Raw genomic sequence first — 16,887 nt, forward strand, 5'->3', positions numbered from 1 at the left:
ATATTTACTAAGATTTATGCAAACAAAAACATATCAACATGTGAATTACCTTTGGGATGAGGAAATAGCTAAATCCTTTGAGGGAGATGAAGTCGCGTTATTGTTATATCGATCCAATATTTTGGGTTCGGATCTAAGGATAACCAATTATGGGGGAGGTAATACATCATGTAAAATGGTGGATAAGGATCCGCTTACAGGTGAAGAAGTGGAAGTGATGTGGATTAAAGGTTCTGGTGGTGACATAGGTACACTCAAAAAGTCTGGTTTGGCAGCCTTATATGTCGAGCGACTTCGCAATCTAGAAAAAGTCTATCGTGGTATTGAACATGAGGATGAGATGGTAGAACTTTTCAACCACTGTATTTTTGATTTGTCATCAAAAGCACCTTCTATTGACACACCATTGCATGGATTTCTTCCTTTCAAACATATTGACCACTTGCACCCTGATGCAGCTATCGCTATTGCGGCAGCTAAAGATGGTAAGCAAATCACGGCAGATTTGTTCAAAGGAACAATAGGTTGGGTAGATTGGCAAAAGCCAGGCTTTGATTTAGGTTTGCAATTGCGCGATTGTTTAGAACAAAATCCAGGAATCCGTGGCATCATGCTGGGTTCGCATGGACTTTTCACCTGGGGGGACACGGCGTATGAATGTTATTTAAATTCATTGGATGTCATTGAAACCTGTGCTGCATACTTAGAAGAAAATTACGGCAAGACAAGACCTGTTTTCGGTGGTCAGAAAGTAGAAAGTTTGGAGCAAGAAGATAGATGGGCACAAGCAGCTGCTATTGCGCCTGTTTTAAGAGGTTTTTGTTCGAGCGAGCGTCCAATGATTGGACATTTCTCTGATGATGCTAGAGTGTTAGAATTTATAAATTCTAATGATTTGGAGAAGTTAGCTCCTTTAGGGACAAGCTGTCCCGACCATTTCTTACGTACGAAGATTCAGCCTTTAATTTTGAACTTGGATAAGAACGAGGATTTATCTGATATAGAAGGCATAAAAGCAAAATTGCTTCCTTTATTTGAGGACTACAGAGCGATGTATACGGAATATTACGAAACCTGTAAACATCCAAATAGTCCAGCTATTCGTGACAGAAATCCTGTGGTAATCATCTATCCGGGAGTTGGTATGTTTGCTTTCGCAAAAGATAAGCAAACCGCACGTGTAGCGTCTGAATTTTATACCAATGCCATCAATGTAATGAAAGGAGCGGAAGCGGTGAGTGAATATACTTCACTGCCGAGACAAGAAGCTTTCAATATTGAATATTGGTTGTTGGAAGAAGCGAAATTGCAACGTATGCCTAAACCCAAAGCCCTATCTGGTAAAATTGCTTTAGTAACTGGAAGTGCTGGCGGAATTGGGAAAGCAATTGCAAAACGCTTCGCACAGGAAGGAGCCGTAGTGGTTTTGAATGACTTAAACGAAGAGCGTTTAGCAGATGCTAAAGCCGAATTCATCGGTTTATTTGGGAAAGATAATGTAACAACTGCAGTATTGGATGTAACCAATCAAGACCAAATTGAAGAAGCGTTAAAAGTTGCTGCTTTGAGTTTCGGAGGAGTAGATATAATCGTTAATAATGCGGGATTGTCGATATCCAAATCCATTGAGGATCATACCCATAAAGATTGGGATATTTTATATGATGTATTGGTAAAAGGTCAGTTCTTGGTGACACAGGGTGCGACGAAAGTGATGAAAGCTCAAAATATCGGGGGCGACATCGTGAATATTGTAAGTAAAAATGCTTTAGTAAGTGGACCGAATAATGCAGGATATGGCTCTGCTAAAGCAGCACAATTGCACCTGAGCAGATTGAACGCTGCAGAATTGGGCGCTTCCAAAATTAGAGTAAATGTAGTAAACCCAGATGCGGTTATCTCAGATAGTAATATTTGGGCTGGAGGTTGGGCCGAAGGTAGAGCAAAAGCTTACGGTATTACGGTAGAAGAATTACCAGCTTACTATGCAAAACGAACATTGTTAAATGAAATAATCTTGCCAGATGATATAGCCAATGCTTGTTTTGCATTTGTAGGCGGTGAACTAAATAAATCTACAGGCAACGTATTGAATGTAGATGGCGGAGTAGCCATGGCATTTGTTAGGTAACATTTTTTAAACATGTAAATAGTTAGAAAGATATTTTCTATTTTTCTAACTATCTAACCATTTATACTTATGAAAATCGAGCAATCAATTATAGATCAACATAACCAACAATTATTAGCTAAACATACTAAACAAGTCGATTTCTTAAAGGAAAGTATTTCGAACTTTGAAGAAATTGTTTCGAAAGTACAAAAATTCAATATTGCAATTCCAAGCTGGGCTTTAGGGACTGGTGGTACACGTTTTGGACGTTTCAGTGGAAAAGGTGAGCCAGGTAATTTAGAGCAAAAAATAGAAGATGTAGGTTTGTTGCACGCATTAAATAAATCTAGTGGTGCAATTTCACTTCATATTCCGTGGGATATACCTCAAGATGCTGAAAAAATAAAAGCATTAGCGGCATCATATGGATTGGCGTTCGATGCAGTGAATTCAAATACTTTTCAAGATCAGCCCAATCAAGCACTTAGTTATAAGTTCGGGTCGTTGCATCATGTAGATCCTGCGGTTCGCAAACAGGCGGTTGAACATAATATTGAAGTAATTAAACACGGTATTGCTTTAGGTTCTAAAGCGTTGACAGTATGGTTAGCGGATGGTTCTTCTTTCCCAGGACAATTGAATTTCCGTGAAGCTTTTCAAAATACATTAGAAAGTTTAAAAGAAATCTATAAGCATCTACCTTCAGATTGGAAAATGTTTATTGAATACAAAGCTTTTGAGCCTAACTTCTATTCGACAACAATAGCAGATTGGGGCCAATCTTTATTACTGGCGAATAAATTGGGTGATCAAGCTTATACTTTGGTGGACTTAGGTCACCATTTACCAAATGCAAATATCGAGCAGATCGTAGCTCTATTGTTAATGGAAGGCAAACTAGCTGGTTTCCATTTTAATGATAGTAAATATGCGGATGATGATTTGACAGCTGGAGCTATCAAACCTTACCAATTGTTTTTGATTTTCAATGAATTAGTAGATGGTATGGATGCCAGAGGAATCGATCATGCTACTGGTTTGGGCTGGATGATTGATGCTTCCCACAATTTGAAGGATCCTTTAGCGGATTTATTACAATCTGTTGAGGCCATAAAAATGGCTTATGCACAGGCTTTATTAGTAGATAGACAAGCGTTGAAAAAAGCACAACAAGAAAACAATGTGGTAGCAACGCAAGAAATATTACAAGATGCTTTTCGTACGGATGTACGCGCATTAGTAGCGGAGGCTCGTTTGCGTGAAGGTGCTGCGCTTAGTCCTATAAAACTGTTTACGGACATTAATGTTAGACAACAATTAATCAACGAACGCGGGGAATCGACTGTAGCGACTGGTTTATAATATTTAGATACGGAAGGATGGGAAAAGAGCGTATACCAGTCATAGCTATTTTTGATGTTGGAAAGACAAATAAAAAGTTGTTTTTGTTCGACGAACATTACCACATTGTATTTGAGCGTTCAGCGCGATTTTTGGAAACTGTCGATGAAGATGGATTCCCTTGTGAGAATTTAGAGAGTTTACGATTGTCTGTTTTCGATTCCTTACATGAGGTTTTTCGTAAGACAGAATACGATATTAAAGCGATAAATTTCACGTCATATGGAGCTAGTTTTGTGTATTTGGATCAAAACGGAAGACCACTGACGCCGCTTTACAATTACCTAAAAGATTATCCTGCAGAGATGCAGGATGAATTGCATCAAAGTTATGGTGGTGAAGATAAGTTTGCTTTGAATACAGCCTCCCCACCACTGGGAAGTTTGAATTCTGGCAAGCAAATTTATCGTTTGATGAAGGAAAAACCTTCTATTTTCGATGAGGTAAAATACGCGTTGCACTTACCACAATACTTGAGTTTCTTGGTTTCAGGACAAGTGTATTCAGACATGACCAGTATTGGTTGTCATACCGCTCTGTGGGATTTTAATACAAAAGATTACCATCAATGGGTCAAGGATTGTGATATAGATCAAAAACTAGCGCCAATTGTAAATGGTAAGGACGTATTTTCAAGTACCTTTCCTGGTAGCACCTACAAAGTAGGAACAGGCTTGCACGATAGCTCTTCGGCCCTTATTCCGTATTTAGTTAATTTTCACGAACCATTCGTGTTGATTTCTACGGGTACATGGTGCATTTCGATGAATCCTTTCAATGATGAACCATTGACTAAAGCGCAACTAGATCAAGATTGTTTGTTCTATTTGACATACAATGGTACACCTGTGAAAGCCTCTCGATTATTTGCAGGATATGAACACGAGCTTCAGTCCAAACGGATAGCAGATCATTTCAATGTGACAACGGCTCGCTTCAAGCACTTTGAAATCAATTGGAGTATCGTAGAGAATCTGCATATGGAGCAAAATATTGACGATTTTTCGCTCAATACTTTTGGAGGATTAGATCTCACTCAATTCAATAATTATGAAGAAGCTTATCACGCTTTGATTGTTTGTTTGGTCAATGCGCAAGTAAAATCAACCGAGTTGGTACTTGCAAAGCAGAATATTAAACGAATTTTTGTGGATGGCGGTTTTAGTAAAAATCATATTTACATGAATTTATTAGCAAGAAGATTTCCAACTATTGAGATCTATGCAGCTTCAATGGCGCAAGCAACAGCTATAGGTGCAGCGCTTTTGATTCATGAACATTGGAACACTTTGCCTTTCCCCAATAATATTATTGAGTTACGTTATTATAGAGCATAAATAAACCGAAATAAATTTACTGCTATTTGCTAACGCTCTATATCTAAAAAGATAAGGGCGTTTGCTTTTCTTAGCCATAAAAACCATTAACCTATGATTTTTAAAACGCTTTTATTATTGATATTGTCGACTAATCTAGTCCTTGCTCAAAGTAGACAAGTCTTTGATTTTACCCAAAAGAAATCGAAAGAAAAAGATGTTGTTCGAATCAATGAACCCGTAAGTTTTAAGAAGGAGATAGGTTATGGTTTTGATCTGAATACAAAAGATGCTGTACAGTTTTTAAAGAATAAGAAGCATTCCACCTTATTTAGTGACAAACCTTTTTATTTTTCCACCGCTGTGGAGGAAGGAAATTATAAAGTCACTATTGAATACCGAGGAGTAGAAAATCAAACGATCTATTCCACCGTGCGGTCGGAATCCCGTCGTTGGTCGTTGGATCATATCGAAATTCCCCAACGGAAAAAAATAATTAAACAATTCAGTGTACACATCAAAAATCCAAAGATTAAAGAAGGCTTGGACGTGCGATTGAAAGCTCCACGTGAAAATGAAAAATTAGATTGGGATAATAAGCTGACTTTAGAATTTCAAGGAGAAAATAATATTGAACGCATTATCATTGAGCCTATTAAAAAAGCAACTACTTTGTTCTTGGCTGGAAATTCTACCGTTGTGAATCAAGAGCACGAGCCTTGGGCTTCCTGGGGACAGATGATTCCAAGATATTTTGATACGAGCATAATCGTGGCGAATCACGCGGAATCGGGTTTGGCTTTAAGTTCTTTTTTATCATCAAATCGATTGGAAAAGATTCTTTCTATGGCCAAGCCAGGCGATTATTTGTTTATAGAATTTGGACATAATGATCAAAAGGAAACTGGTGAAAAAGCTGGTGCATTTAATGGTTATACTGAGCGCTTACGACTATTCGTTACCAAGTTCAGAGAAATAGGAGGGCATCCCATCATCGTAACATCCACGGAGCGAAGATCTTTTGATGCTGATGGACATCTAAATTATACTTTAGGAGATTATCCTGCTGCGGCACGCAAGGTTGCTGAAGAATTGCATGTTCCACTTATAGACTTAAATAGCATGACAAGGGAATTTTATGTGGCTCTGGGAGTAGAAAATTCCAAGAAGGCGTTGGTGCATTATCCAGCTAATTCTTTTCCCGATCAACCTAATGTTTTACAAGACAATACGCACTTCAATACCTATGGAGCAGGACAGATTGCCAAGATGATTTTGCAAGGAATCAAAGAGTTAAATCTGCCTATTTCAAAAAATATAATTGATTTTCAAAAATATTCACCTGCCAAGCCAGATGATTTTGTAGGATGGAAATGGCCTTTGAGTATTTTATCGAGTCAAATTAAACCTGATGGAAATTGATAACTGTCTGAAGAACAGTTATTTATTTTTAGATCTCTTTTGTTAGTTACTTATTGTTCGGTAGTTGATAAAATGTCTGATATCGTGTTAGTTACAGGATAGTGCAGGTTGCTGTAATTTCAGGGATACAATATATTTGATATTACATTAGATTAGCATGTAACCAATTAATCACGACCAAAACATTAAAGGAAGTGATTTACCAATTATAGAAGAAACTTTTAAAAATTTTATCAGCAAGAAGCATGAAGTAGGTATTCTCAGGAATAATCTGTAATACCTTTTTCAACAAACTATTGTCTCCAGTTTTAAAATCTTAAGAAGGCGTGGACAATAGACCTATGATCAATAGTATAAACCTACAAGACAATTGTATGAGTATTAAAAGAACTGTTTTATTTACGTGTTTATGTTTCGCGATTATCATTGTGGGATGTAGAAAGGAAGCATTTGACGCTTATTACGGAAGACCGAAAGGATTAGCTAGTCCTATTTACCAACAGCTTGATTCCATGGGTGATTTTAAGTATTTTTTGTCCTGTATTGAAAAAGCTGGATATCGAAATACTTTAGGATCTGCCTCTTCGTGGACGGTATTCGCTCCAACGGATCGCGCTTTTCAACAATTTATGACCGAAAATAGTATTTCGGATACCAGCCAAATTGACAAAAAATTAGCTGAAAAGATTGTACGTACATCGATGATCTATGACGGCGAGCGTCTAGAAAAATTGGCAGATTATTTCCATTCAAGAGGATGGATTGAAGGACTTGGTTTTAGAAGACGTACCGTATATTATGATTTCGTCGAAGATGAAGTTCAAAGTGACGGAAAAATTAGAAAAATTATATCTACAAATCGCGGAGCTGGAGCTGCTTACATAGAGGCTGAGAACAATAATAAGCATATAACCTACTTTTTCAATGCCTATATGTCATCAAATGGGTTAAGCGCAACAGACTACAAAACATTCTATCCCAACTCCAATTATACAGGTTTAAATGTTCTAGGTGCAACTATTGACCCAGCACGCAGTAATATAATTGCAGAAAATGGATATATCCATGTGGTTGACAAAGTATTGATGCCAGAACCAAGTATTGACCAATATCTACGTAGTAACTCACAATACAGTGAATTCAAAAATATGTTAGACTTCTTCGCTACTTACAATTACAATGCAACCGTAACACGTAAGAATGAAGTCTTAACAGGCAAAAGAGATTCGGTATTCGTAAAAGGATATTCAAGTATAGCATTCGCACTGAATAATGAAAATTATATCAAAGAAGATGCGAATGACGCACAAATGAATAATTATTCTGTTACTATTCCAACGAATGCTGCAGTGCGTGATTACGCTAAACGTGTACTTTTAAAATACTATCCATCAGGAACAACAATTAAAGACCTATTCTATAGCAATCCCATAGTGCTATCAGAATACATTAATTCACATTTCTACAATACACAACTTTGGCCTTCTAGGTTTACTTCGCAGCCTAATATTGGTGGGGAGGTTACTAAACTTACGCCTCAAAACATTATTGAGTCAAAAATATTAAGTAATGGTGCTTTCTACGGCGTGAACTCTTCACAGCAAGCGAATGTATTTCAATCGGTATATGGAAATGTATTATTAGACCCGAAATATAGTTTTATGCGTACGGCTTTAGAACGTATGGGGCTACATATTACTTTACGTATTCCTACCATCCGTTATATGTTAGTTTTGATTTCGGATGAAAAACTATATGATATGGGATTTGCCTATGATGCATATAATACTTCAGATCCAATACGTTTCAAGGGTGGTAATGGTACCCCTGAAATGCGCGAAATCATTATGTCGCATATTATTCCTTTAGAAGCGGATCCTATTCCTACACTTTCTGGCAAGGGAATTTTAGAAAGTTTCGGTGGAGAATATGTAAAATTTGACAATATGAAACTCATGTCAAGTGGTACACAAGACAGTGCAGTGGATAAAAGATATGTTAAAATTGACTCCATTAGTATTGGTAATAGCCAATCAGGACCTCTTAATGGGGTGGCAGTATACCTCGATGGCGCCTTGACATCATCGAATACCAATACAGGATTTTTACTTCGTAATTTAGGTGCTGATAAAGCGGATTCACCGTATAACAGATTCTACAGATACCTCATTGCGAGTAGCTTATATAATGCTACAGATGGCATTGTAAAAGGAGTAGATATTGGAGCGAATTATACATTGCTAATACCAAATAATGAAGCTATAGCAGCAGCAATAGCCAATGGTGATTTGCCAGCGGCCGAAAATACTACTGATGTGGTCCTTAAAAACAAAATAACACTTTTCTTACAATATCATATTGCTCGAAACTCTTTTGCTATTGATGGTAAAAAGCAAGGCACATTCGAAACTTTATGTAAAGATGTCGAAGGCAATACACAGGTAGTAGAAGTAGTAACAAACCAAAATAATAGACTTCAAATAAGGGATAACTCAAATAATCTGGTGGAAGCAGATGTTGCAAAAAGCAATCAATTAGGACAGCGTATTGTCATTCATTCTTTATCTGGTTATTTAAGAAACGGAATCTAATTCATTTTATAATTATGACAAGACATTTAAATATTTTATTCGTTATAATCGGATTTATCTTCTGTTTTTCCTCCACAGACGCTGTTGCGCAAACAGCAGAAACTGTGATTGTAGGTAAAATTACCGATAAAGAAACTAAAGAGCCTGTTGCTGGAGCTACGGTGGTCTTAAAAGACAAAGAAAATCGAACTATCGTAGGTACCACATCGGATATTGAAGGAAATTATAGTTTACGTACAAAGATTAGTGGTTTACGCCTTAGTGTAACCAGTACAGGTTATAAGCCTTCGGGCAATATCACAGTTGGTGAAAGAACAACTATCAATGTACAAATTGAATCTACGTCGCATCAAGTAGAAGAAGTCGTAATTAGTGCATCAAAACCTGTAGATGATGGTACAGGAATGGGCATCTCTAAAGCACGTTCTACTGCTTCTATCGCTACGATCAATATGGCAGAATTAGAAGAGATGCAATCTGCATCTATTGACCAAGCTTTGCAAGGTCGTCTTCCTGGTGTCGATATTGCTACAGTATCTGGTGATCCAGGTGCAGGTATGCAAATTAAGATTAGGGGTACTACTTCTTTGAATGGAGCTTCGGACCCTCTAATAGTAGTGGACGGTATGCCGTATGATATTACTATTCCTGATGATTTTGACTTTGCTACTTCGGATGATAATGCTTACGGTCAATTATTAAATATTGCCCCTTCAGATATACAGGATATTTCGGTATTAAAAGATGCTGCTGCTACTGCTGTGTGGGGATCGCGTGGTGCTAATGGTGTATTGGTCATCAATACGAAAAGGGGTACAGTGAGCAAACCAACGTTAGGTTATACGTTCAAAGGTTCTATTTCAAAACAACCTAGCCCAATTCCATTGTTGAACGGTGATCAGTATACCACCTTATTGTTAGAGGAATTCTACAATGCTGGAAGAGTGTTTTCTACTTCAGAAAATGCACAACAATTCCAATACGATCCATACAATACATATACCTATCACAATTTTAGCAATAATAGTGATTGGGTGGATGCAATTACACAATTAGGTTATTTTCAGGATCATAATGTCCAGATTCGTGGTGGTGGTGAAAAAGCGAGATATATGGGTTCGTTAGGATATTTTAACAATGCGGGTACGACAAAGGGAACTTCTTCGGACAGGCTATCAGCACGTATCAACTTAGATTATATCGTGTCTGAGCGTATTACTTTCCAATCGGATTTGTCATATACGCACGTGAATACCAATCAAAACTATTTCAGGACAGTAAGGGATATTGCATACCGCAAAATGCCAAACCAAGCAATTTGGGAATATGATGAGTATGGAAATTTAACTGGAAATTTATTTACGCCAATAAGTACAGCTCAAGGAACATACTCGGGAACGTATAACCCATTATCAATGGCAGAAAATGCATTGAGTAACCAATTGGGTGATGTGTTGAATTCAAGATTTGCGGTTCGCTATCAGATTATTCCACAGATCGTGACCTTGACAAGTAATTTATCTTTTAACATTAATAATAATAAAACCAAAACTTTCTTGCCTCAAATTGCAACAGGTAGACCTTTCACCGAAAATTCGGTAAACGTTGCGAATGACTCGGATTACGATAAGTTCAATATGAGTACCAAGACAAGCTTATTGATTAACCCAAATTTTGGATTAGACCATTTGTTCACGGGTAATATATCTTTATTTACAAATCAAGATCGCTACACAATTCAAGGTTTGTCATCAACAAATACGGGATCGTCTTATTTGCAGGATCCATCTATTCCTTCGCGTACCCTAACGGGAAATGCTACATCAATATTGACAGAAAGTCGTTCTGTAGGTTTGTTAGGCCAAGTAAACTATACCTTCAAAAATAGATACATTTTAGTAGCTAGTATGCGTATGGATGGTAACTCAAGATTTGGTACAGCTAATAGATTTGGTTACTTCCCATCACTGTCAGGTGCTTGGCGTATGGGACAAGAGAAATTTATTAAGGATTTAGGTTTTGTTAATGATATAAAATTCAGAGCGAGCTGGGGACAAAGTGGTAACGCACCTAGAAACGACTACTCGTATATCAATATTTACAATACTTTCGATTATGCGTATTTAGGAGAGAACGGTGTGTATTCATCTAATATCGAGTTATCAGATTTGCGTTGGGAAACTATCACACAATCGAATGTGGGTATAGATATCGAATTATTCAATAACCGTTTGATATTAGGAGGTGATGTGTACAAACGCAGAACTTCCGATTTGATGATGAATGATATCCAAATCGCAAGCTACAATGGTTTCAATTCATTAAGTATGAATGTCGGCGTAATGGATAATGACGGTTGGGAAGCAAGTGTTTATTATAATCCGGTACGTAATAATAAATGGAATGTTAATTTCAATTTCAATATAGCAAACAATCGTAATGTGATTCGTGAAATATCACCATTATATCCACGAGAAAATGCGCGTTCTTCATTGAGAAATAAAGCATTCTTCACGTATCTACAAGAAGATAACCCATTTGGATCGTTCTATGGATTCCGTTACCAAGGTGTCTACAAAGACAAAGACGAAACAATAGCTAAAGACCGTGAAGGCAACCAGATCATAAGTCCTGATGGTGAAACGATCTATATGCGCTTTAATTATCCTACGGTTGATTATGTTTTCCAACCAGGTGACGCCAAATATGAAGATATCAATTTCGATGGTGTAATTGACCACAAAGATATTGTTTACTTAGGTAACAGTAATCCAAAATTAACAGGAGGATTTGGTATAAATGTAAGTTACAATAAGCAATGGTCCTTATTGACATTCTTCAACTATAGACAAGGTTCGGATATCATCAATGCAACCAAGATGAATACAACGGATATGTTGAGCTACAATAATCAAAGTACAGCCGTATTGAGACGTTGGAGAAAAGAAGGTGATGTAACCGATATTCCACGAGCATTGTATGGTACAGGTTACAACTCGTTAGGTTCAAGCCGTTATGTAGAAGATGCGAGTTTCTTACGTCTACGTACAGTAACATTAAAGTATGATTTTGCAAAAGGATTCTTAGATCGCGTGAAAATGGGGCAATTGAGCACCTATGTTACTGTGGAAAATTTATTGACATTCACAAAGTATACAGGTCAAGATCCAGATGTAGCGGTGCGCTATAAAGATGCATTCTCCGTGTTGATGGACAATTCGATGACACCTCCGTTGAAGACAATAACTTTAGGTATTAATGCAAGATTTTAATTAAGAGACGATGAGAAAAATATATATTGTTGGTCTATTAACCTTATTGGGATTTGTAGTGACCTCATGTAATAAATGGTTGGATCTACAACCTCAAGATGGTATTACAAAAGCAGAATTTTGGAAAACGAAGGAGGATGTGCGTGCAGCTTTGATGGGTATCTATTCTTCGTTGAATGCCGGACCAGTAGAGACAAGGGTATTTTTGTGGGGAGAGCTAAGAGCTGACATGGTAAATGTGTCCAGTTACGCTGCGGATGATTATAGACTTGTCAAAAATTATAATGTATTAAGTACAAATGATATTGCAAATTGGGGAGCATTATACAATGTAATCAACAATTGTAATCTCTTGATTGATTTTGCTCCTGAAGCTAAAGCTGTAGATCCTACATTTACGGAGGCTACTTACAATAGTTACGTTGGTGAAGCTTTAACTATTCGCAGTCTATTGTACTTCTATTTAATACGTACATTCAAAGAAATTCCACTTAAACTTAAAGGTTCTTACCGTGATACTGATGTTCAAAATATCGGAGCAGTATCTGCTGACAAAGTATTGAGTCAATTGGAGCAAGACCTTAAACAAGCACAGACACTTGTCCCAGATTACCATGTAACTCCAGGAAACAATTTCTCTATTAATCCTTCTAACACAGGAAGAATTACTAAACCTGCAGTACACATGTTATTGGCCGAAGTGTATATGTGGAAGGAACAATATGCCCTGGCAGAAGTAGAATTGAACAAAGTGTTATCTACACAAAGGTATCAACTTATTGGGCGAGTTGCTTCTAATTCATTTGATATCTCTAGTTCAGAAACCATTTTTGAGATTAGTCACAAAGACTCTAGAGCAAATCCATTAACTCCACTAGTTTATGTGGGACGAATTCCTTACATCGCTTTAACAGAAGTTATCAATATGGATTTCTTCCCGCCTAATATGGAAGTAGACGTCGATAAATCTGACAGCCGTGGCGAAGGCGTATTGTATCTGAGCAGTGGTATGATTAGCAAATACGGAACAGAAAATCCTAGTTACTATAATTTCCCAATCTTTCGAATCTCAGACGCTTTATTGCTAAAAGCTGAAGCTGCAGCAGAGCAAGGTAGAGGTGCAGAAGCATTACAACTTATCGCCGAGCTGAGGGAGAGCAGAGGCGCGATTGAAGCAAGTAACAGACAACTTAATGAGAGTGATTTAGACGATATTATTCAATTTATTTTTGAAGAGCGCGCCCGCGAATTCGCTTTCGAAGGAAAACGTTGGTTTGATGTGCTTCGTCTAGCTAAAAAAGACAATTATTCTAACATTGGAGTACTTATCGATGTCGTAACTAAGATAGTCGATGCATCGGTACAACAGTCAGCATTGAATAAAGTACGTGACGTAAACAGTCACTATCTACCAATACATGAAGAGGAATTATTCAAAGACAACACATTGGTTCAGAATCCATTTTATCTAAAATAAAACGATATGAAAAGATTTTCAAATCAATATTGGATATACGGCGTATTGACAATATTAGTAGTATTTTTCATGAATGCCTGTCAGAAGGTTAATTACAGAGAGACTACTACAGATGAAGTTAATATCACAGGATATTTAGAAAATAACAAAGATCAGTTTTCTTTATTCATTGATATTCTTTACCGCTCTAAATCAGCAGGATTTTTAGGAGCATATGGAACCTATACTTTATTCGCTCCTACAAATGATGCGGTAAACGAATGGATAAAAAGTAACGGCAAATCGAGCATTACGGACTTTAGTGAAAATGAATTACTTGATATCGTAAAATACCATGTCGTACGTGATACTGTGGGAACTACACGATTTACGGATGGTAAGATCAAATCACCAACATTATTTGGTGAATATCTGTACACCGATGTGGCTAATCAGACTTTCCGAGTGAATAGAACAGCTAGCATTACTAAAAGTAATATCCAGACTGGAAATGGTGTGGTCCATGTCATTAACAAAATGTTGACACCTCCAGCTTTAAGTTTAGCAGAAATTATTGACAGCGATTCACGCTATAGCATATTTGCGCAAGCATTAAAAGAAACTGGATTTTACGATACCTTATATTTCAAACGTGGAAATGTGGTGCCAGTAGAAAAACGTTTTCAAACGGTCATCGTAGAATCGGATTCAGTGTTGAAAGCACAAGGAATCAATGATTATACTGCTTTCAAACAAAAATATTCGCACTTGAATAACCCTAAAAATCCTAAAGATAGCTTGTGGTTATACATGGCATACCATATCGTAAATGACGGAAAGTTCTTGGAAGATATTATTCAGTCCATGACTTTATATACGTTAGCACCAAAAGAAATTATCAGTACGAAATTTGAAAATTCGAAAGTTTTGTTGAATGAAGACGTGTTCAATGGAGTTTTAGAGCCAGGAGCAGAATTAAATCGTTCGCGTTCTGATGTGTTAGCGTCTAATGGCGTACTGCACGAAAGTAAACAGTCATTCAGAATAAAAGTCCGAGCGCAAGTACCTGTTTATTTTGATATCGCTTCCTCGCCGGAATTGGTTTCTGCTTTAGGAGGATCATACCGTAATAAACGTGTATCCTTAATTGCGAATGGTCTGCCTATAGCCAATTCATTTACATTCTATCCGCTTAATGTAAGTACGATTGGAACAAATAGCTATGGAGTATCCCTTATTGGTGATAAGAGACCATACGCAAATGGTGATTTCCTAGATTTGACATTGAGTACTACAAGTCCAAATAGACCACATAGCTTTGAAATCAAAACACCTTTCTTGGTAAAAGGTAGATACAAAGTTTGGGTTTGTTATGTACAGAATGGTAACGGTGCCGATTTACAAGTGACATTCAACCCAGGAAAACCAGACGAACAAATTTTACCAAACCTTGTAATGGTTAACCAAACTTTAAATGGCGGGTCTGGTGTAAGTACAACAGTATTACGTGATGATCCAAATTCAGATAATTTGCTATTGGCACAAGGTTACAAACGCTATTATGCTACAGTGGGAGATTATAATCCAAATGGAATTACACAAGGTTTGAGACCAAAAGATGGTGACGGAACATTGAACGTAGGACGTTTGGCAGGTACAATCAACGTGGAAACTACCGACAGACACACCTTGAGATTTTATGCTATTAGTGAACCAAGATGGCAAAGTAATGGTGTTTGGTTGGATATGATTCATTTTATCCCTGCAGACGATCCAGAGCAATATTATCCGAGATTCCACCATTATCCAGGTGAATTATTCTATAGACCACAATAAATGAGAAAGATACGCATGAAGAAAATTTTAAATTATATAGTGCCGATGCTCTGCATTTGTCTTGCTAGTTGTAATGACAAATGGGAAGAACATTTTGGTAAGGATGATGCAAATACACAGAAAAACTTGTTCGAAGTTGTTTCTTCCACAACTGAATACAGTGCTTTTGCCGAATTATTGGAAAAATCGGGTTATGCTGAATCTTTAAAAGCTTCAAAAAACTACACGGTGCTAATCCCAACGAATGAAGCGATTAATGCGGCCAAAAACCAGTATAATTTCAATGACACCTCGGTAGTGAGAAGTTTTGTAGGCTATCACCTTATCAATTCGATTTATAGTGTAAATGATAATACAGATACGGTCAAAGCATTAAACTTCAGAAACAAATACGTAGAATTTACGCGTGGTACTTTTGATGGTATACAGCCGACTGCTAAGAATTTAACTGCTAGCAATGGACTATATCATGTGATAGGTCAACCTTTGAAGCCGTTAAGCAATATTTTTACGTTAGTTAAAACTGAATTTGAGAATACCAAACAAGTAGAGGCTATTTCGTCCTTTGATACAGCTTATGTTGAAAATGGAGAGACTTTCTATAAAAGTAGTCCAGTATGGATGTCAGAGGTACGTCGCAATATGACGACTGAGAACAGAAAGTATACTTATTTCGTGATTGATGATGCAAATTTTGAAGCCGAATTGAATAAACTAACTCCTTTTTTCAAAACGAATTATGTGGAAGGAAATACGCATCGACCTGATAGTACAACCACTTTCTTCACGAAGAAATTCTTGTTAAGAGATTTTATCGTTGAAGGTGATTTGTTGGAAAACCAGCTTAATAGCGAACTGACGTCGATTAGTGGTACTAAATTTACAATTCCTTCAGGAAGTCTAATATCAAGACACAAAGCGAGTAATGGTGTCGTTTATCGCGTTCATAGTATTGATTTCCAGTTACAGAATCAGATAAAGGAAAAAATTGTATTAGGTGTAAACCCAATAGGCTATAAGCAAACAGATAAAAGAGGAAATACCTACTTCAGGGATAAGCGTGATACTTTGGGCAACTTGTATCAGGATATTCAGATACATGGCCATAATGTGACAGCATTCTATGCTAAATATAGAGTCACAGGAATGAATGTCATAAGGTATAAAGTCTATGGTCGTGCAATTATGGGATTACCTGGTGATCCACAGACAGCAACTTTTACACAATATGTTCATTTCTTGGATCCTAATTTAATTGCGCCAAATGAAGTTGATTTATATAAAAGACCAGTTGTTAACCATTTAGGTGTTAATGATACGCGTTTTACGTTTGGTGTACAACCGCTAAACCATGGTGAAGTATATCTAGGTGAAGTGTCTCAAAATCAGTATGGTAATCTTCCACTCCTTGTGATGTCTAACGGAACTGGGCCGATTATATTGGAATATTTACGATTTGTTCCCATTATTCAATAATCAA

Annotated in this window: 9 protein-coding genes; all 9 read left to right on the forward strand. The window is 37.1% G+C overall.

Features of this window, described 5'->3' with window-relative positions; translation table 11 throughout:
* Positions 1-16 precede the first annotated feature (16 nt).
* The gene (locus tag G5B32_RS08740) at positions 17-2,131 is read left to right on the forward strand and encodes a bifunctional aldolase/short-chain dehydrogenase (RefSeq protein ID WP_165291162.1); all 2,115 of its coding nucleotides are present in this window, start codon (positions 17-19) and stop codon (positions 2,129-2,131) included.
* Between the two features lie 69 nt (positions 2,132-2,200).
* Positions 2,201-3,475 (forward strand): TIM barrel protein, encoded by a 1,275-nt coding sequence (locus G5B32_RS08745; protein ID WP_165291163.1) that lies wholly within the window; start codon positions 2,201-2,203, stop codon positions 3,473-3,475.
* A gap of 17 nt (positions 3,476-3,492) precedes the next feature.
* The gene (locus G5B32_RS08750) at positions 3,493-4,851 is read left to right on the forward strand and encodes an FGGY-family carbohydrate kinase (RefSeq protein WP_165291164.1); all 1,359 of its coding nucleotides are present in this window, start codon (positions 3,493-3,495) and stop codon (positions 4,849-4,851) included.
* Between the two features lie 93 nt (positions 4,852-4,944).
* Positions 4,945-6,252 carry a rhamnogalacturonan acetylesterase gene (locus G5B32_RS08755; RefSeq protein WP_165291165.1) on the forward strand — a complete coding sequence of 436 codons (1,308 nt, stop codon included), beginning with the start codon at positions 4,945-4,947 and terminating at the stop codon, positions 6,250-6,252.
* 374 nt (positions 6,253-6,626) lie between these two features.
* Positions 6,627-8,843: a fasciclin domain-containing protein gene (locus G5B32_RS08760; RefSeq protein WP_165291166.1), complete on the forward strand. Its 2,217-nt coding sequence runs from the start codon at positions 6,627-6,629 to the stop codon at positions 8,841-8,843.
* Positions 8,844-8,857: 14 nt separating this feature from the next.
* Entirely contained in the window at positions 8,858-12,115 is a 3,258-nt protein-coding gene (locus G5B32_RS08765) for a SusC/RagA family TonB-linked outer membrane protein (RefSeq protein ID WP_165291167.1), read from the forward strand.
* A gap of 10 nt (positions 12,116-12,125) precedes the next feature.
* Positions 12,126-13,592, forward strand: coding sequence for a RagB/SusD family nutrient uptake outer membrane protein (locus tag G5B32_RS08770; protein ID WP_165291168.1), 1,467 nt, complete (start codon positions 12,126-12,128; stop codon positions 13,590-13,592).
* A 6-nt stretch (positions 13,593-13,598) separates the two neighbouring features.
* A complete protein-coding gene (locus G5B32_RS08775; protein WP_165291169.1) occupies positions 13,599-15,407 on the forward strand; it encodes a fasciclin domain-containing protein in 1,809 nt (602 codons plus the stop codon).
* Positions 15,408-16,883 carry a fasciclin domain-containing protein gene (locus G5B32_RS08780; RefSeq protein WP_206366852.1) on the forward strand — a complete coding sequence of 492 codons (1,476 nt, stop codon included), beginning with the start codon at positions 15,408-15,410 and terminating at the stop codon, positions 16,881-16,883.
* Positions 16,884-16,887 lie beyond the last annotated feature (4 nt).

Origin of the sequence: Sphingobacterium sp. SGL-16 (assembly GCF_011043515.1) — a bacterium.
In the GTDB taxonomy this organism is placed as follows: Bacteria; Bacteroidota; Bacteroidia; order Sphingobacteriales; family Sphingobacteriaceae; genus Sphingobacterium; species Sphingobacterium litopenaei.